Genomic DNA, 18,778 nt, shown 5'->3' with positions numbered 1-18,778 from the left:
TTGGGAGCTTTTGCAAATCTCTTTTTTTAATAAGCAAACTTTAATAAGCAAACAATCACTCATCCAGTTTTACCTTTGGCATCCTTCGATTCTTTTGTTTCTTTGGGTTCTTCTTTTACAGTTTTCGTTACGGTCGTCAGAGCACTTTTCAATACTTCAATTTTGACATTTTCAGCGACCCTAATGACAACGGTTTTTTCCTTGACATTAGTCACTACTCCTAAAATGCCTCCAGAAGTAATCACTCTGTCCCCAGTTTCAAGACTGGCAATGAGCTTTTCTTGCTCTTTTTTTTGTTTCTGCTGAGGCCGAATAAGCAGAAAATAGAAGATTCCAAATATGAGAATCGTCGTTACAAAAAAGGTCATTGGGGGAGGGCCTTCCGGAACTTGCTGGCTGGCCCCTGGGCGACCATGGGGTTGAGGGGGAGGAGGTGGCGCCATACTAAACCAGAATTCAACATTACTTTTCATAGAATTTCTCTTCGTTTTAAATTTACTTTGTTATCTAACTTTACTTTGTTATCTTTTTATTTCTCCATCTAGTCAAAAAATCAATCCATTGTCCATTGCCAATGGATAGTCTCATTTCCTTCATCAATCTGTTGTAAAATGAGAGATTATGCATAGACAAGAGCATTATACCAAGAATTTCTTGAGATTTTAACAGATGATGGATATAGGCTCTACTAAATTTTCGACAAGCATAACAGGAACATTTTTCATCTATAGGCAATCCATCTGTTTTAAACCTAGCATTTTTTAAATGGAGGATTCCTTCCTCAACGTAGGCTGATCCATGTCTGGCTAGCCTAGTAGGTAATACGCAGTCAAAAAGATCTATCCCTAAATCCACCATCTGGATGATTTGCCACGGATGGCCCATCCCCATGACATACTTTGGATAGGAACTGTCCATAAAAGGAGTAAGGGCTTCGATCGTCTTCAGGCTTTCCTCTAGCGGCTCTCCAACGCTTAAGCCTCCAATCGCAAATCCATCAAAACCTATTTTCAAAAGCTGTTCAAAGCAAAACTGACGCAATTCTTTCTTTGTGCCTCCTTGAACAATGCCAAAGAGCAAAGGGTTTGTAGCACCTTCCACCATCTCAGTCCCCCAATGCTTTTCCCAGCGCTCTTTCCCCATTTTAGCCCAACATATTGTTCTTCGAGTTGCCTCAACTAAATCCTTTTCCTTAGAAGGCCAAGGCGGGCAATGATCCAGACTCATTACAATATCGGCTCCCAGCTCAATTTGAGCATCGATTACCGATTCAGGAGTCAGCAACAAGGAAGAACCATCAATCGGGGATTTGAATCGTACTCCTTCGGGTAAAATTTTACAGAAAGAAGAGAGGCTAAAGACCTGAAATCCTCCACTATCAGTAAGAATCGCTCCTGTCCATCCCATGAATTTATGAAGTCCTCCTGCCTCCTTAATGATCTGGATTCCAGGACGAAGGATCAGGTGATAGACATTGGCCAAAACCATCTGGACGCCGTCTTTTTCTAGATCTTTTGGGAAGACCGCTCTGACAGTCGCTGCGGTTCCCACAGGCATAAAACAGGGAGTATCCACTTCCCCATGCGGAGTAAATAGCCTTCCTAACCTAGCCTTCGAACCCTCCACCTCTTTAATGACTTTAAATTTCATCACAATTCTTTCTGTTTTAAAAAAAGACAGTTGGATCTTTACGCCAATTGTAGACTATACAACTGCAATCCATTTTGTTCTTGCCCCTATGCCAACCATTGGTACAAAAAAAAGAAGTGCATTTATGCCAGAATAAAATCAAAAAAAACATAACGAGACAGTTTGCAGTTAACATAATGGGTATCTTTTTTTCGGAAATTACCGAAGCAAAGATGAAATAATTAACTTTATGCCAGAACTTCGTAAAGATCCTTTTGTGCCAAATCGATGGGTCGTTTTTTCTCCTGAAAGAAAACAAAGGCCTGTAGAATACACTGTAGTGACTCAAAACAATCACAGAGAAATTTTCGATGCCTTCTCTTGGGGAAAAGAAAAACTCACTCCTCATGAAGTTTTTGCTTTTAGACCTAAGGATAGTCCATCCGATTCCCCTGGTTGGCTTGTACGCGTTGTTCCTAATAAATATCCCGCTTTACGTATTGAAGGAGATCTCCAAGCCGAGGGTATTGGAATGTTCGATCGCATGAATGGGATTGGTGCCCATGAAGTCATCATCGAAAATCCTGATCCAACAGTCGAGCTTGCCGATCAAACAGTGGAAGGAATTTCATTAGTACTGAAAGCCTATAGGGAGAGGATTCTTGATTTACAACAAGACATTCGCTTTCGTTATATTCTCATCTTTAAGAACAAAGGCAGGATGGCCGGGGCTACAATCATTCATCCGCATTCTCAATTGATAGCCTTGCCCATAGTCCCTCGCGAAGTTAAGGAAAAAATTGAGCAAGCTAAAAGGCATTTTGAAATGAAAGAACGAAGCCTTTTTGCCGATGTATTACATGAGGAACTGAGCGCTGGAAAAAGGATTGTTTTAGAAAACTCTTTTTTTGCAGCTTTTTGCCCATGGGCGAGCCGATTCCCATTTGAATCCTGGATAATGCCAAAATTTTCTTCCTTGGATTTTTCTTCTCTTGACGATAATCAGATCATGCTTTTAAGCGATATTCTTCAAAATCTTTTGAAGCGATTGAAAAAAGGCTTAGAAAATCCAGACTACAATCTTGTTCTGCAGACAGCTCCACTTCGTAGTTCTCGACGTGAATATATGACTGCAGTAGAAGTCGATTACCGGTGGCACATTGAAATTCTACCAAGGATTTCTTTCCTAGCAGGCTTTGAATTAGGTAGTGAATTTTTCATCAATCCAGTCTATCCGGAAGAAGCAGCCGATTTTCTTCGACAAATTCGTAAGATATAGTTTGTATAGTTTTTATGATAGCCAATAAATAATTTTAATTGTTATGAACATTCTTCTTCTCTGGCACATGCACCAACCTGACTACATTGATCATTCTACCAATGTGGCGCTTATGCCATGGGTCAGGCTCCATTCGGTTCATAGCTATCTGGACATGTTGGAAATGATGGAAAGATTTCCTGGACTCAAAACGATATTTAATTTTACACCGGTGTTGCTCGAGCAGATTGAAAAACTAGTACAAAAAGAAGCAAAAGATTTCGTTGAAATTTTAACCAGAATCCCCGCAACCGAACTTAATCCGATTCAAAAACAAAAGATTTTGGAAAATTTTTTCAAAGCCAATTATGAAACTTTGATTCGGCCAATCCCTCGTTACTATGAACTCTTGCAAAGAAGAGGCAAGGTAGTTAATTACGCAAGATTAGAAGAATTAACTTCGCTCTTTAATCCTCAGGACTACTTAGACATACAAGTATTTTATAATCTGGTCTGGTGCGGATATGCTGCCCGAAAGCAGTATCCTTTTCTAAACGAATTAAGAAAGCAGGGAGGAAATTATACCGAAGAGCAAAAAGAAGAGCTTTTGAAAATTCATCATGCCATCCTCTCTTCCATCATCCCAAAGTATAAAATGGCACAGGAAAGAGGCCAGATCGAAATCACCACCTCTCCCTACTATCATCCTATTCTTCCTCTTATTTATGACACCAACTTTGCGCGCCGCTGCATGCCCTATGTCAATCTCCCCTCTCAATTCAAAGCCCCCGAAGACGCATTGAACCAACTGAAGCTGGGTCAGGAAAAAATAAAGAGTGTTTTTGGTAGACCTGCCCGTGGGGTTTGGCCATCAGAAGGCTCCGTCTGTCCAGAACTTCTTCCACTTTTCAAAGAAGCAGGATTTGATTACTTTTTTACAGATGAATCCATTCTCTTCCGTAGCCTTGAACTTGATCCTCACTGGCGTGGAAAACATGAAGATCATCTTCTTCTCTTCCAGGGTTGGCGAGTAGAGTTGCCAGAGGCTTCTCTGTGTGCCCTCTTCAGGGAAAGGCCTCTGTCGGATTTTATTGGATTCAAAGCTTCTCAAAACGATCCATTACAAGCGGCCAATTTTCTTCTCCATAGCCTTGAGAATACCTGCAAACATATTGATCCTAAAAAAGGGGCAATTCTTATAGCTTTGGATGGAGAAAATGCATGGGAGTCTTTTAACGATGGAGGAGAGGCTTTTCTTAGTTCCTTTTATCGGGGACTTGTTGAACATCGTAATTTAAGAACAACCCTTGCTTCTGAGTATTTTGATACCTATCCCCCAACTACTACTGTTTACAAGCTTTATACCGGTTCATGGATCAACGCTGATTTCGATATATGGATTGGAGATAGCGAGGAGAATAAAGCTTGGGAATGGCTGGGGAAAACCAGAGAATTTCTTACTAAAAATTCTAATAAGGAAGGGAATTCTTCTGAGCTTAAAAGTTGGAAATGTCTTTATGCTGCCGAAGGCAGTGATTGGTTCTGGTGGTATGGTCCTGATTTTTCAACTGATTCCGATCAACTCTTTGATGAGCTCTTCCGTTCTCATCTTAAAAATGTGTATGGGTTTTTAGGCTTCACTCCACCCCCTTATCTAGATCTACCTATCAATGTTCCTTCCCTCCCTGTCCCTTATATTTTTCCCAGATTGTACATAAGCCCAAAATTAACAGGAAGACTCGAAAATTATTTTGATTGGGTTGGTGCCGGATTCCTTGACATTTCGGTTCAACAAACCGCTATGTACCAATCGAATCGGATTGGCAAAAAACTGTTCTTTGGTTTCGATAAAAATAATTTTTATCTCCGGTTAGATTTAGCAGCAAAACCAGAAATTGTGGTCGTTGACTTTATCTCTCCGGCCATAAATAGAATCGAATGCATTGCCAAAGATGGCAACCAATGGGATAAGAAACTTGAAGCCATGGACAGTGCAGGTATTTTTCAGCCTGTGGGAGGAACAATAGAGGTCTTTTGGGATGATTTCTTTGTCCTAGCTGTTCCTGTAGCGACCATAGGTTGGAAAGAAAATAGTCAAGTTAGTTTCTTTGTAAGAATCCTTAACCATGAACATCTAAGCCTGGAAAGATATCCTGAAAGAGGGACTATTGATTTCGTATTTCCTTCTGAGGATTTTGAGTTACAACAATGGTTCATTTAAAAAAGATCGATATTCTTTGGGTTGTCCATTTTCATCAACCGACAGGTGTTTTTGCTGAAACCAAGAAAAAATTTACTCATAAGGCCACCCTCCCTTTCCTTCAATCGATTAGGAACCACCCTCAAGTCCGACTTTCTCTCCATTTTAGCGGCAACTATCTAGTCTATCTCCAAGAAAATGAAAAAGAGGTTATAGAACTGATTCAAAAATTGATCACTGAGAAGCGGATTGAGCTTCTTGGAGGAGGATTTTATGAACCCATCTTTTGTTATATTTCCAATGAGGATAGTTTGCTGCAGCTTGAAAAATTGAATCAGTTTTTAAAAAACACCTTCGGTCAAGCTCCTAAGGGTGCTTGGCTAGCTGAATCAATATGGGAACCTTATTTTGTTGAGCTACTCTGCCGATCTGGGTATCAATATACCATTTTAGAGGACAGTCTTTTTGAAAATGCGGGGATAACACCGGCAGAAATCAGACAACCATTTCTTACTCAATTCCACCAGCACGCCATTCATGTGTTTGCTTATCATTCATCCTTCTCAAAAGAAATTCCTTTTAAAGATATCAAAGATATCCATTCCTCATTCGTCCAAATTAGCCACAGGGAAGGCATGCAACTTCTTTGCATTGCTCAAAATGGTGAGCTGTACGGTTTTTGGCCTGATACCAGAGAGCAAATTTATCATAAAGGTCGACTGGAAGATTGGTTACAATACCTCGAGAATAACTCTTCTTGGATTCAAACCAGACTACCATCGGAATTCATCGATGGATGCTGGCCAATAATTACCCTGCCTTCAGGTGGGAGAAAAGAACTACAACCTTTTTGCTTGCCGCATAAAGCCACATTAGATTACGTTTCCGCACTCAATGAGTTAAAGGTCAGATTCGATGCAGATAGATTCCTCAAGTTTTTTCGTGGAGGCCACTGGTTAACTTTCCTCTCTAAGTATCCTGAAGCTAATCACATCCATAAAAGAATGCTTCAAGTCAGTGCCAAAATCCGATTATTGCCCAAGGAATTCCAGGAAGAAATCTTTGACTGTCTGTTGGCAAGTCAAGGACACACAGTGTATTGGCATGCCTTCAAAGACGGTCTTTTTGGTAATTATATTCGAGATTCAGCCTTTTATCATATTCTTAACGCTGAGAAAATGATTAAAGAAAAAGCAGAGCATCTTTTACCGCCTATTGAGCAAAATGATTTTGATGCAGATAAGTTTCCAGAAATTTTCCTCCGCTCTTCCCACTGTTCTTTATGTATTGAACCATTGTATGGTGGCTCCATTACCGAGTTTAATTTCCTGCCCACCTCTTATAACTTAGCCAATACCTTACAACGACATCCCTGTTATTTCCCTGAACCCATTCCTCCAGACATGTATATCGAAGATTGGCATCAAAGGACTCTCTTTCTAGATCATTTCGTTCCTTTATCCACTTCTGCCTATGATTTTGCTAACAGTTCATTTTTGGAATATGGGGATTTCGTCAATCAGCCTTACACCATTCTGGAGCTCGCCCAGAATGCAAAGGGACTATCCGTTCTATTGGAAAGAAATGGAGGATTGTATTTCATAAACAAAAAGTTCCACTTCACAATTAGAAAGGAATACATTCTTACTCCTGATGAAGAACTTCATGTGAATTACACCATCACTAATAACGATACCCTCCCAATAGAACTTCTTTATTGTTGTGAAATCAATTATTCGATCCTTTCTGTTGATTCCCTGGACCGTTATATCCTCATTAAGGATAAAAAACTTAACCCCGGCATGATTTTCGAAGAAGAGCAGGTGAGTGAATGGACCATTTATGATAAGACCAGAAATCTTGCTTGGCAATGGATTATGCCAGAAGAACCAGTCCAAATTTATCATTTTCCGATCTATACGGTCAGTTATGAAAGAGGATTATTCGCTAAAGACTATCAAGGATCTGCTTTTGAGATCCTTAAATCTTTCCATCTGCAGCCTAGGGAAAAGATGACTTTGAAAATAATTACAAAATTTCTAAATTCCTAGATTGAATTTTTTTGAAAAGTTTCGTAGCCTTCCTGTCAAGGTGAAAAAAGTATTGCTATTACTCATTTCTTGTTCATTGGCTTTTTTAGCTTGCTCTAATAAATCAAAAAAAATTGAATCAGAAGGAACTAGAGGCGCTAAAGCTGGGAAATTGCCTGAAAAAGCAAACGAACCCCAGCCCGGTAGCAGTTCTTCTGGAACAACAGGAGAAAGCACAGCCGGTAGTCCTTCTACATCCAATCCTCCTGTTTCTGGAGAATATAAACCATGGGGATCTTCTGGAAGCTCGCAGGCACAACAAACCACAAGTAAATATCCCAAAGGGATATCAGTCCCTGGAAAGCCTGGATATGTAAAAAGCCCTTATGCTCCAGACGCGGGGTTGGTGGATGTTAGGGGATTCCCTCCAGGAACGGAAGTTCGTTGTCCTTACACAGGCAAGATTTTCGTTGTCCCCTAATGCTGCAAGCTATTGACCCTTCCAGATTGGAATTGGGTGTTTTGGTATGTAGCTAGCCAGCCTATTCTTTGGCCTTTTCCTTAAGAATAGGCTGGCTACAAGCTCATTGGTAAAAGAGTATCGGCTCATCTGCTAGGCAAATTTGAGGGATAGTAAAGAAGAGCTGCTGGTTGGCTTCTGCAAAGAGCCGGTCCAAAAATCTAATTCGTGATTTTTTTTGGGGAAATTATATCCAAGGAGGGCTTGTAGGGACATCTGCCCAAGCGAGGAGGGGGAAATGCTGGAGTATTCAACAAAAATTACTAGTGGCTTAATTTTAGGTAGCTAGCTAGGTGTAAGAGAAAATAAATGGATTACTTAGCCCGTTGGTATTGAGTGGCATTTCGTCATAAAGCTTTCCAACATAAAGCCGACCTTCCTTAAGCTTATCCTTTCCTCTCTATGGCTTGAAAAAGAAAGGCCCTCTGTCCTGTTGACACTGCTCTAATTTCCTGCGCGCCCATAAGTGGTCCATAAGCCTAACTCGAGGATCTGACTCCCATACAACAACTCCAAAGGATCAGGTGGAGTATCTCAACCAAATGAGTAATGAATATTCCAAAAGAGGCCAACCCCCTAGGCAAAGCCTTTCGAAGGAAGGATGAACAAGGCTACTGTTCATAAAAAAGAGAAGATTTTGCCTTTATAAAGTTAATTTCTTTCTTTTTTAAAAAACAGATCAGGTATAACTTATCGAAGAAAGAGCATGAGGATTCATTCGCTGGAAATAACGAATTTTCGCTGTTTTAAAGATCTTGCTTTAGACGATCTCTCTAGAATAAATATTATCACGGGAGATAATGCTGCCGGTAAAACGACGATTCTTGAAGCTATTTATATTGCTTGTAAGCCTAACCCAAGAGCAATAGAGTGGTTAACACCGCAACGCATTCCTCCATCATTCTTACAAAAAGATTATTTTGCCAGTTCTGTAAAACGCTATTTTAATGACCCGAGTTCTAATATTGTTTTTCTGGTTAATAAAAAAAATTCGGCTTACTGGAGGGTAGAGCTGAAATTTTACCCTTCACCTGATTCCAGCATTCTTCCCTATGCAGCTGCTTTTCAAGAACATGCTATTTCTACCCCAAATACTCCTGAAAATCTTAAGGTGAGGAAAGTGTACAATCCGGATCATGTATTTCCTCGGTTAGAATTGCATATCCAAGAAGATAATAAAACTGAAGAAATAAACTGGATGGGATTTACTGATACTGATATGATTCAAGAAGGGGTCAAAGAAATTGTGCCCTATACATTCTTTTTTGGCTCCTCAGTCACTTATGATCCATCCGAGTCTGCCAAAATTTTGTCGTCTCTTAAAGAAAAAAAAGAAGAGAGCGTTTTTTTAGATGCTTTTAAAAAAGAATATCCTGAAATCAAAGATATTTTTCCATTGATACCCCCAGACTTTCCAAGAGGAGCTGTTTTCTTTGAGATAGAGGGTCAAGATTTAATAATTCCCTCGACCCTTTATTCTTCTGGTACTCACAAATCACTTACTATTTTTCTCATAGCTTCCGATTCTAGATTCTCACAAGGGATCATTCTGGTTGATGAAATAGAAAATGGTATTCACTGGAGCAGAATGAAGAGTTTCTGGCGATTGTTAAACAAGTTTACCACTCAAAGACAAATACAGGTTTTTGCAACAACTCACAGCTACGAATGCCTTGAAAGTTTTGTCGATGTCATGAAGGAATCCGCAAAAGAAACTGAATTTACAATTATTCATGCAAAAAAGGACGCTAAAACTAATAGGTTTTCGGCATCCGTAATACCTGGAGAATTTGCTGAATCAGCCATCAGATCTCGGCTAGAAATACGATGAGTAAAGCAAAAGATAATCCCCTATTTACTAGTAAAGTGAATAATTCGGAGAATCGAAAAAATATCCCTCTCACAGAAAAAGATGTTCTTATTATTTGCGAAGGAAAGGCAGACAAAGTGTTTCTGGAAAAATTAGGACAGTATAACCAGATCAATGAATATGAAGTATGGAGTGCAGGTGGTATAAATAATTTTCCTACAAAATTTGATGCCGGCGTTGCGAATTTTCTTATCAATAAAAAGCCCCATCTTATATTGCTTATTGCAGATGCAGGACCAGATCCGAATAAGACTTTAAAAAATATTGTAGGCCAACTGAGTGTCGGAATTAAAAAAAAAAGTTTAAATTTTCCGCAGAGTTGCTGTGAAATTGCTTCTAATGAAGGATATCCAGCTGTAAAAATTCACCTCCTGCCGAACTGCAATGAAAAAGGCGCACTGGAAACTCTTTGTTATAGCGTATTGAAAGAAAAGAATCCAGAAATTGATGAGTGTATAAGAAAATATGCCAAATGTACTAATACTTTTGAAACTTGGTCAATAGAACAAAAAGATAAGGCCTATGTACAATGTTTTATAGCTTCTACATATCCAAAAGATCCTAATAAATCGTTACGTTATTATCTGGAAGAATCCGATAAAAATTTCAATTTTAATCATGCTAAATTAGAACCCTTAGTCAATGTTATAAGAAATTCTTTAGAGGAAGCAAGGCAACAAGCCGATTGATAGGGAATCTTATAAACTACTTTGGCAAAGGCTCTAGTCGAATTTATTTTGCGTATCCTTAATGAAACCGGTGGAACGCTTTTCTTGTTCAGAATTAAGGCTTTCCTCCAAAGCTGACATAATCGTCTAGATCCAAAAGATCAAACCAACTGACTATATCCTCTCGCTCAGGAGCAATTTGCTCAAGAGAGGATACAAAAAATTTTTTTGATTCAAGATCTGAAGGGCCGCTTTGCTGCAGAAAACTAGACCAGTTTTCAATTTGCCAAGAAGCTAGTGAAGGAGGAGATATTTTTAAAATTTCTCTCAAAACTTCTTTATCAGATGAAGTTTTAGAGAGAATCTCCAAAAACTGTTTTTCATTAATCTGAAGGAAAGAAAAGAGCTTTTGATCCATTGGACAATTGAACTTATACTCTCCAATCTTTCCTTTGAGCAATGCTCTCCCTTTATCAATCACTCTAGGGAGCAGTACGAACCCGCCTAATCGAACTCTTGGACTTCTTGGGGGATGTTGTGTTAAATCGAAAGGATCATAATCCATCTTCTCTAGAAATTCGTTTCGAGTCGGCTTTAGAATTAACTATATGAGAGGAGCCGTAGGCCAACATGAATTCGAATTGATCAGTTTTTAGCCGCTACAGAAGGTTGAGCATGATTGTTAGACTCTGCATTCATTTCTGCCATCTGTTTGAGCCAGTTATTATACTCCTCCTGAGACTCAACTACAAGATAGCCTTTCATGGCAAAATGGCCGACTCCACAAAGTTGACCACAGGCGATCTCAAATCTTCCCGTTTTGATGGGAGTAAACCACAGTGGTATAGTCAATCCAGGGATCGCATCTCTCTGAATTCGCATTTGAATAATATAGAAATTATGGACCACATCCTTCGAACCAATCTGAACCAGTAAAGGTTTTCCCACAGGTACATGCATTTCGTTCATTGTAACAATATCATCTTTAGCTGCCGGATCATTTTTATCGAGGCCTATGGGATTCATTGGATCAATAAGAAAATTATCCCGCTTCCCCAGCTTACCATCAGCTCCAGGATAATGGAAAAGCCATCCAAATTGTTGAGCAATCGCCTCCACTACAATCGCCTCAGCAACCGATGGTGGATTCAAAACCCGTTTTCCCCATAGTGGAATGGAAAAGCCAAAGAGTAAAACCATCTCAACAAAAATGACACCCCATTCCAAATGCTTCGGCCAATCGGCTTTCAACCCTTCATAACTGGCTTTGGGATGCTTTTTGCTGCTAAACTTCACCAAAGAATAAACAAAAAACGAAGACCAAATAACAAAAAGAATAAGCATAAACCATAAGATCAACTCCATGAATTGATCTACTTGGTGTCCATGTTCAGCAGCATTTGGTGAAATACCTGTAAGTTCCAACAAAAGTGCGATCATAATTCCTTTCTATATTCCGCGTTCAACACTAAACTGAGGGCTTGTTTCTTGAGGTTTAGTGGCATCTTCAGCTTGTCTTTCTCGCTCCAAAGCCGCTTCTTTTCTATTCATTTTTATAAAAAACGAAATGAAAAGTCCAAAGACTAACCCCAATAACCCTAGGAGAAAAAGGACTGCTGGTAACATCCCTTTCGTCGCTGGAGAGTTGGGAACTGAGCAAATGCCACAAGAAAAAGCTTTGTCTATAGTAAGAGCTAACAGTAACCCTACAGATCCAAAAATCCCGCATTTCATTCGACAACTCCTCGTTAAGTTTGCTTATTTTTTCCTGTTACACCCAAAAATGGCTTTTTATATTTTTTAATTTTTCCACATTCTTTCTTCTTCATTGTCTTCTTGTAGATCCAAGAATTCAGCGTAATCGGGAGGAGGCGCTTTTGATTTTCTAAAAAGATAGTAAATAAAAACCCCAAGAGCTGCCCACACAACAAAAACAATAGTTACCAGAAAGAATCCAGCCCAATCCTCTTTTTCAAAACCCCTCGTTACCCCTGTCATGGAAAATATTTTTTGATCATTACCCAGTGATTGAAAATAAAGCAAAAAAGGACAACAGCAGTAGAGGCTAAGAGATAGTTTTTCTTATTTTTCTTATTTTTCCTATTCTGGTAGTGTATTTTCATCAGGTTTAATAAATTTTCATTTTCTTCATCTTTAAGAGGAACCATATCCCATAGATAACAGCCAAAATGCCAAACAGAAAAGACCCTACTCCCAACCATACATACAAGAGCTCATGACTTTGTATATAGCTGTATATAGACCAAGCTCCAAACATGAGGAACAAAAGTGTGGCTAGCGTTATAAACACCAAGTGGAATTGTCGAAGGGACATATCTTTTTCCTTTTTTTATTTTCCTATAGAATCAAAATAAGAAGCTACTAATAATAATAATAAAGCCAAAACGAAGAGGATCGCAAGGCCGATAAGATGATGGATAGTCTTTTTCTCCCAGAAAATATGCATTAAGATCCCTAAAGCCAACAATGCCTGTACGCCAGCAATGACTAATCCTGCAGCAATATTCATTCCCCCTAAATGAAGATATGAAACGGCGACATTGACCAAAGCTAGAATTACCAAAAATCCAAACACGACAAAATAAGACTTAATTCTCTTTTTTTCCGTATGAATTTCTTCACTCATTGTATCCTTCTCCTTTATATAAACCGGTAATCCTCATTAAAACAGGTAGAGTGTTGGGAAAAGAAAGATCCACACTAGATCGACAAAATGCCAGAAAAGCCCTGCTACTTCGACCCTATTGGCTAAATGTTCTGGATTTGTTCTATATAAGGCTGCTCCTGGTCCCCAAAAATAACCCAAGACTAGTAAACCGCCTAAAATATGAAGCGCATGAATCCCAGTCATCGTAAAATAGGTGGCCAGATAAGTGTTATACTTTGGAACGAAATTAGACCACCAGCGAATTTCCTTTTTAGGGATCTCTAGGACTTTTTCTTCTCCCTCAGGTTTAGAAAAAATGGATTTTAATTGAAAAAGAAAATCTCCGGCATTTTCAGGATCAGGCTTAATTTTTAATACATCGGAATGGATGGCTTCCTCTTCTGTCATTGCCAAATGGCCTGTAATTTCCTGTCCACTATTCAAGATGATTCCGTAATGATGGAACTTATCTTTATATTCAACAGATTTAACGCTGAGAAACAACACCCCACAAAAAAGAGTGATCCCGAGCCATTTTCTATAACTAGAAAATTGCCGCATCTTTAAGGAACTCCATGCCATAACCATGGTGATACTCGAACTAATAAGCACCATGGTATTAAAGAGCCCCATTGGAACATTAAGGATGTGATGCGGCCAATGGGTAGCACCTAGCCGAAGAAAAATATAGGCTGAAAAAAGGCCTCCAAAAAGCATAACCTCAGAAGCTAAAAACAACCAAATACCGACCTTTGCATTATAAAGACCGGTATCCGGTCTTGCAGTCACTGTATAAGGGATCTCCATGTTAAAAACCTCTCCTCTTTCTTTTCTTTCTTATATATGTTTTTTGCTTTCAAAAAGGAACCTGGGACAATTTTCCTTCTTTACTTAGTCTTTCGTCCGGTTCCCATTGCGGTAAATAATCCTGTTTGTATCCCGGGACACTATACTCGTAAGGATCCCTATAAACCGCTACAGGATGTAGAAAATTTCCATGTCCTGGAGGCGTGGGAGTTGCCCATTCAAGGGTTGTTGCTTGCCAGGGATTATCATCGGTTACCTTTTTGCCTGCAAACAAACTCCAGAAAAAGTTAATAATAAAGGGAATTTGAGCAATCGCTAGAGCCCAGGCAGAAAAACTCATCACCTGATTCAACCACAAGACATTTTGAGCCATCTGCCAGCCCGCACCTCCGTCATACCATCTTCTATGAACGCCCGCAAACCCCTGCACAAGCATTGGGAAAAAGATGCCATTGAAAAATATAAACGTGGGCCAAAAATGAATTTTACCAAGAAATTCATTCATATATCTGCCCGTAGCCTTTGGGAACCAGTAGTAAATACCCGCAAAGAGAGCAAGCAGGGATGCTGGTGCCATCATGTAATGGAAATGTCCGATCACATAATAAGTATCATGCAGGACCACATCGGAAGCTGTCCATCCTAGGGGCAAACCCGTTAATCCTCCTATGCCAAACATTGGTAGCCAGGCAAGGGCAAAAAGCATCGGGACATTAAAGCGGATAGAAGCTCCCCAGAGTGAAAGAAGCAAGACCGTTCCTAAAAGAACCGAAGGAATGGAGATGATGGTTGTAAAGATCTGGAAGAACGATGTTACTGCCTGTCCCATGCCCGTCATATACATATGATGGGCCCAAACAATCATCGATAAAAAGCCAATAGCCAAAAGCGAATAAACGAATACCTTATAACTCCAAAGCGGTTTTCTGGTATTGTTCGCAAAGATCTCACCCACAATTCCCATGGTAGGAAGAATCTGAACATAGACTTCAGGATGCCCCAAAAACCAGAAAAGATGCTGCCACAGAATCGAGGAACCTCCCCCACTAATATCCGCATGCTTGCCATTTATAATTAATCCTTCAGGAGAAAAGAAGCTTGTTCCAAAAAGCCTATCCATTAGCTGCATGATCGCTGCCGATTCTAATGGTGGGAAAGCAAGGAGCAACAAAAAGGCTGTGACTAATTCACTCCACACAAAAACAGGCAGACGCATCCAGCTGAGCCCTTTTGTTCTTAACTGAATGATGGTGGTAATGATATTCACTGAGCCCAGCAGACTTCCCGTGATATTAAAGGCCATACCGATAAGCCAAAGGGTTTGGCCATTAAAAATGGGGTGAAAACCCGGCCCCATGTCAGCAAAATCAGCCAGTGGCGTATATGAAGTCCATCCCGATTTCGCTGCTCCTCCAGGAACAAAAAAACTGACCATCATAATGAGCACCCCCACAAAAAACAGCCAGAAACTGGCCATATTCAGCCGGGGAAAGGCCATATCGGGTGCTCCAATCTGTAAGGGAACCACAAAATTGCCAAATCCAGCAAAAAGCGCTGGCACCAACGCCATAAATATCATCATGGTACCGTGCATCGCCCCAAACGAGTTATACAACTGAGGTGTCATCACCCCACCTGGAGCCATTGATGAGCCTAACAATTTTTCAAGAATAGGCCCAAAAATAGGAATCGGTTTTCCAGGAAAAGAAAGTTGCCAGCGCATCAACACCATCAAGAAAAAGGCAAAAAGGGCGACAAACAGAGAGGTCACCATGTATTGGTAACCGATCATTTTATGATCGGTAGAAAAAACATACTTCCTTATCCAAGAGATTTCTTCATGGCCTTCATGATGACCATGTGCTGCCTGAGAAGTCATAGACATTTCAGAATCCATACGCGTTCTCCCATTAATTGTTATAACATGTATACACTATTCATTTTCTCTTTTTAAGCAATCCACAAAATGCGTGCTTTTTCTTATTAATAAAATTGATTTGATTTAAAATTCAATGCGATTTTTTCTGCTTTCTATTCTCCAAGGGTGGATAACTCACTTGTCTTCCACGCTCCCTCTTTTTTCCCATATTTTTCTCTGAACTGTTTGACTTCACTGGCCTCCACCTTATCTCCATGATTGCCCCAAGAATTGCGAATATACGTCATAATGGCGGCAAGCTTTTCATCGTTTAAGGCAGTTTTCCATCCTGGCATTACCCCATTATAATTCTGTCCATTGATCTTAAGCTCTCCAGAAAGACCGTTTAACAATATGGCCGCCAATCTTGCCTTACTCCCAATGACATACTCCGAATTTGCCAGCGGAGGATATTGCCCAGCCATACCCATACCACTTGGCTGATGACAGGCTGCACACATGGCTTGGTACTGCTCCTGCCCAATGGCCATAGGATCAGCAGTAACAGGTTGAGTCTTTTGCAAAACCTTCTCTTTTGGTTTTTCTTTTGGTACATATCCCCAAAATAGGCTAGAGGCATCGAAGACAGTCGAACGCCATCCCCCTGTTTCAAATACCAAGATATACAATACCACTAATAAAATAATAATGGATAGGAGCCAAAACCAACTAGGTATTTTTCTATTCGATTCTTCCCCTAGAGCAGGTTGCGGTGTCACGGTCTCTTGTGGATTCTTTTCGTTTTCTGTCATTGCTTTTTGGGTTGGGTAGGATACGATCTATCTAGAGAAAGCAGATATGCTACCAGAGCTACAGCTTCCGGTGAGGGCATGATTTGCATGCCTTTGGGAAGGGTTCTATCAAGTTCTGGGGGTAGAGCTTCCGGATTCCTTTTTCCTTCCGCTCTGACTTTACGAAAAAGATATTTGTAAGGCGGCATAATCGTTCCAGGAAATATTTGATTGGGCTCATATAAAAGGATATAAAACCAGCTTGTATCTTTTTTCCTCTTACCAATATTAGAAAGATCTGGTCCTATTCTCACAATCCCTAGAAAAGGATTGGTCTCATGATAATAATCCACTGGGAAGGTTCTTCGGCTTCCCCATCCTCTGGCAATATCCGATCCCATATTGGCTGGTCTGACTACCTGCGTATGACAGCCTGAACAGCCATTAGCTCCGTATACTTGCTGTCCAACTTCCACAAGCCCAAAATTAGGCGGGGGGTTTCCTCTCCTTCAGGCGAAGGATCTAACACCTGCGAGGGGATAATGACATAGACAAACCATCCAAGCAGAAAACAGAGAAAGATGCCTAAAACCCAAACAATTCGTGCTATCATTGACTACCTTTACAATGGATTATGAGTTAGATAGATCTCGATAAATTTTTTTCATTCTTTTCGATTCCCTCCTTCTCTACTGGCATTAGGGACATGAGTAGCAAAAGAAAACAATAGGTAAGCTGGGAGAAGAGTATCAGAGTAGCAGACATGCCAGCTCCTCTCAGATAGGGCAAAACAGATTCTATTACTTGAGAGAAAGGAAGCTCAGCATTTTCCAATTCCACGCTCTGGATGATCCCTCCCAGACACAAAAATACAAAAAGAAAGCTTATCCCATACATATTTGTCCAAAATGTGATCTTTAAAAAGGTCTCCGATAGCCACGGTTTTCTAAAATAATTTGAATAGAGATAATGCGCCATCCCTATGAGAACAAAAGAATAAAAGCCATAGATAAAAAGGACAAGAAAAGCAATTTCTACAAAACTAAAATGAACAAGCCGGCTAATGGGTGGCAAAGCAATCAATCCATCCCCAATAATTGCAATCAAAAAACAATAGAAGGCAATCAAAAAATATCTTGAGAAGATGTTCTGCTTACTGGTTTGTATTCTTTTTTTAAGCCTTTGCAATAGATCGATTCCAATGGCAACGGCTCCCAGGATGAGTAAGAGGCGAGCTGCAATACCAAGACCTACGATCCAAAGAGGGAAAGGAGCCCCAACCAGGTGAGAAGCACTTGCAAAATTAGAACATATAAAAAATAGGATTAAGCCCAACCAGCCAAGAAAACTCGAAGATCGTTGATCGTTCCTCCCTTCCACATAATCATAGAGCATGGACAAACCAACAGGGGCCAGCCAAAGATGCAAAAACCCTTCATTAAACCACCATTCCATACTTGCAAAAGAAACACCTCGAATAACTAACCAGTGGAAAAAGACAAAAAGACTGCCAACTGCCCATGGGAACCACAATAAAGCTATTAGAAGATAGCTATGGGAAAGGTTTCTCAAAAAATTCCCACTAACAATCAATTTCTTTACAATCCAATAATTCATTAAGGAATAGTTCAAAAGAAGCAGAAATAAGACAAAATCAGGCCAGCCCGCCCAGGATAGAGAAGGAATATCCCCAATGAGAACAGCCATCATACCAATAAAAATGGCTAGATTCCAAAAAAGAGCAGAGCAAAGAAAATAGCCGCTGCCCTTAAAGGGCTCCTGAGCATTCTTTCCTATGAGATAAAGCGCATAGGCTAGCCCACCGTTCATTCCCCAACCGTAAGAAAATACAAGAAAAGAAGCCAATCCGATCCTACCGAAAGTTAACCATCCCCACGATCCAAGCAGGCTTGGAATTACTATTTTGCCGGCACCCAGAAGAGCAAATCCCATAGATACCAAAAGCCAAAAAAAGGCGGCAAAAAGCGTAAATATCACAGGAATGAAAAAGGATCTGTCGAGAGAGACTGGTCTAGAGACTCCACTCTCCATCCACTCCTGAGATTCTACCATTGGATTGCTCATCGGTTTGCTTTCTCCTATTTTTCAGGCCTTTGTATCCCAGGCAAATATACTCCTGAAGCCTTTGGTTTTTTCGATGCCTCCTCCTTGAGTACATTTTCCATTGCCTCCTCGATTGGGATATGAACAATCCGCTTTTCTTTGTCAATCCATCCATAAGATGAAAGCTTTTTCTTTGCTTCTAACTGATCGGTAAGCCGCATTTTTCTTATTTCTTCAGCTTTCTTTTTTTCTGCCAAAGCTTGCTTATTCTGCATAGAAGAAGCATAGAGGAAGGAGAATAAAAGCCCCAAAAGGAAAAGAATGCTGATTCCAAAGAGTCCAAGCAGATCCTCAAAAATGAGAGGCTTTTTTGTCTGTTGTTCCTGATCCATCTCCTGGGTTTTCATTTTTTCTT

General features: G+C 40.1%; 19 protein-coding genes. 6 read left to right on the top strand and 13 right to left on the bottom strand.

Going from position 1 to position 18,778, the window contains the following annotated elements; translation table 11 throughout:
* Positions 1-59: 59 nt before the first annotated feature.
* Positions 60-473: a preprotein translocase subunit YajC gene (gene yajC, locus kam1_RS01765; protein WP_143958204.1), complete on the bottom strand. Its 414-nt coding sequence runs from the start codon at positions 471-473 to the stop codon at positions 60-62.
* A gap of 40 nt (positions 474-513) precedes the next feature.
* A complete protein-coding gene (gene tgt / locus kam1_RS01760; RefSeq protein WP_052250527.1) occupies positions 514-1,650 on the bottom strand; it encodes a tRNA guanosine(34) transglycosylase Tgt in 1,137 nt (378 codons plus the stop codon).
* Between the two features lie 229 nt (positions 1,651-1,879).
* On the opposite strand from tgt, the gene kam1_RS01755 reads away from it, so the two are divergent.
* From kam1_RS01755 to kam1_RS01730, 6 genes are all read left to right on the top strand, one after another.
* Positions 1,880-2,908: a galactose-1-phosphate uridylyltransferase gene (locus tag kam1_RS01755; protein ID WP_039721913.1), complete on the top strand. Its 1,029-nt coding sequence runs from the start codon at positions 1,880-1,882 to the stop codon at positions 2,906-2,908.
* A 43-nt stretch (positions 2,909-2,951) separates the two neighbouring features.
* Positions 2,952-5,108: a glycoside hydrolase family 57 protein gene (locus kam1_RS01750; protein ID WP_039721914.1), complete on the top strand. Its 2,157-nt coding sequence runs from the start codon at positions 2,952-2,954 to the stop codon at positions 5,106-5,108.
* Entirely contained in the window at positions 5,096-7,138 is a 2,043-nt protein-coding gene (locus kam1_RS01745; protein ID WP_039721915.1) for an alpha-amylase/4-alpha-glucanotransferase domain-containing protein, read from the top strand. The genes kam1_RS01750 and kam1_RS01745 overlap by 13 nt, the downstream gene beginning before the upstream one ends.
* Positions 7,139-7,178: 40 nt before the next feature.
* Complete coding sequence (locus kam1_RS01740) at positions 7,179-7,598, top strand: hypothetical protein (protein WP_039721993.1); 420 nt, start codon at positions 7,179-7,181, stop codon at positions 7,596-7,598.
* A 745-nt stretch (positions 7,599-8,343) separates the two neighbouring features.
* The gene (locus tag kam1_RS01735) at positions 8,344-9,468 is read left to right on the top strand and encodes an AAA family ATPase (protein ID WP_039721916.1); all 1,125 of its coding nucleotides are present in this window, start codon (positions 8,344-8,346) and stop codon (positions 9,466-9,468) included.
* Positions 9,465-10,196 carry a DUF3226 domain-containing protein gene (locus tag kam1_RS01730; protein WP_143958203.1) on the top strand — a complete coding sequence of 244 codons (732 nt, stop codon included), beginning with the start codon at positions 9,465-9,467 and terminating at the stop codon, positions 10,194-10,196. Before kam1_RS01735 ends, kam1_RS01730 begins: the two co-directional genes overlap by 4 nt.
* A 94-nt stretch (positions 10,197-10,290) precedes the next feature.
* Here kam1_RS01730 and kam1_RS01725 read toward each other — a convergent pair whose 3' ends face one another.
* From kam1_RS01725 to kam1_RS01670, 11 genes are all read right to left on the bottom strand, one after another.
* Positions 10,291-10,740 (bottom strand): DUF5069 domain-containing protein, encoded by a 450-nt coding sequence (locus kam1_RS01725; protein ID WP_039721919.1) that lies wholly within the window; start codon positions 10,738-10,740, stop codon positions 10,291-10,293.
* Between the two features lie 80 nt (positions 10,741-10,820).
* A complete protein-coding gene (locus kam1_RS01720; RefSeq protein ID WP_039721920.1) occupies positions 10,821-11,615 on the bottom strand; it encodes a cytochrome c oxidase subunit II in 795 nt (264 codons plus the stop codon).
* 9 nt (positions 11,616-11,624) lie between these two features.
* A complete protein-coding gene (locus kam1_RS01715; protein WP_039721921.1) occupies positions 11,625-11,909 on the bottom strand; it encodes a hypothetical protein in 285 nt (94 codons plus the stop codon).
* 66 nt (positions 11,910-11,975) lie between these two features.
* The gene (locus tag kam1_RS01710; RefSeq protein WP_143958202.1) at positions 11,976-12,173 is read right to left on the bottom strand and encodes a hypothetical protein; all 198 of its coding nucleotides are present in this window, start codon (positions 12,171-12,173) and stop codon (positions 11,976-11,978) included.
* Between the two features lie 352 nt (positions 12,174-12,525).
* On the bottom strand, positions 12,526-12,822 hold the full coding sequence (locus tag kam1_RS01700) for a cytochrome C oxidase subunit IV family protein (RefSeq protein ID WP_039721923.1): 297 nt from the start codon (positions 12,820-12,822) through the stop codon (positions 12,526-12,528).
* Between the two features lie 36 nt (positions 12,823-12,858).
* Entirely contained in the window at positions 12,859-13,650 is a 792-nt protein-coding gene (locus kam1_RS01695) for a cytochrome c oxidase subunit 3 (protein ID WP_039721924.1), read from the bottom strand.
* 49 nt (positions 13,651-13,699) lie between these two features.
* Positions 13,700-15,547 carry a cytochrome c oxidase subunit I gene (locus kam1_RS01690; RefSeq protein WP_039721925.1) on the bottom strand — a complete coding sequence of 616 codons (1,848 nt, stop codon included), beginning with the start codon at positions 15,545-15,547 and terminating at the stop codon, positions 13,700-13,702.
* A gap of 134 nt (positions 15,548-15,681) precedes the next feature.
* Positions 15,682-16,320 carry a c-type cytochrome gene (locus kam1_RS01685; RefSeq protein WP_039721926.1) on the bottom strand — a complete coding sequence of 213 codons (639 nt, stop codon included), beginning with the start codon at positions 16,318-16,320 and terminating at the stop codon, positions 15,682-15,684.
* Positions 16,317-16,775 (bottom strand): cbb3-type cytochrome c oxidase subunit II, encoded by a 459-nt coding sequence (locus tag kam1_RS01680; RefSeq protein WP_244946114.1) that lies wholly within the window; start codon positions 16,773-16,775, stop codon positions 16,317-16,319. Before kam1_RS01680 ends, kam1_RS01685 begins: the two co-directional genes overlap by 4 nt.
* Positions 16,776-16,938: 163 nt before the next feature.
* Positions 16,939-18,384, bottom strand: coding sequence for a cbb3-type cytochrome c oxidase subunit I (locus kam1_RS01675; protein WP_039721928.1), 1,446 nt, complete (start codon positions 18,382-18,384; stop codon positions 16,939-16,941).
* 14 nt (positions 18,385-18,398) lie between these two features.
* Complete coding sequence (locus kam1_RS01670) at positions 18,399-18,770, bottom strand: hypothetical protein (RefSeq protein WP_039721929.1); 372 nt, start codon at positions 18,768-18,770, stop codon at positions 18,399-18,401.
* Positions 18,771-18,778 lie beyond the last annotated feature (8 nt).

The sequence above is a fragment of the Methylacidiphilum kamchatkense Kam1 genome, assembly GCF_007475525.1.
Taxonomy (GTDB): domain Bacteria; phylum Verrucomicrobiota; class Verrucomicrobiia; order Methylacidiphilales; family Methylacidiphilaceae; genus Methylacidiphilum; species Methylacidiphilum kamchatkense.
The sequence above is the reverse complement of the archived record's forward strand: the minus strand, read 5'-3'. Positions and strand labels throughout refer to the sequence as shown.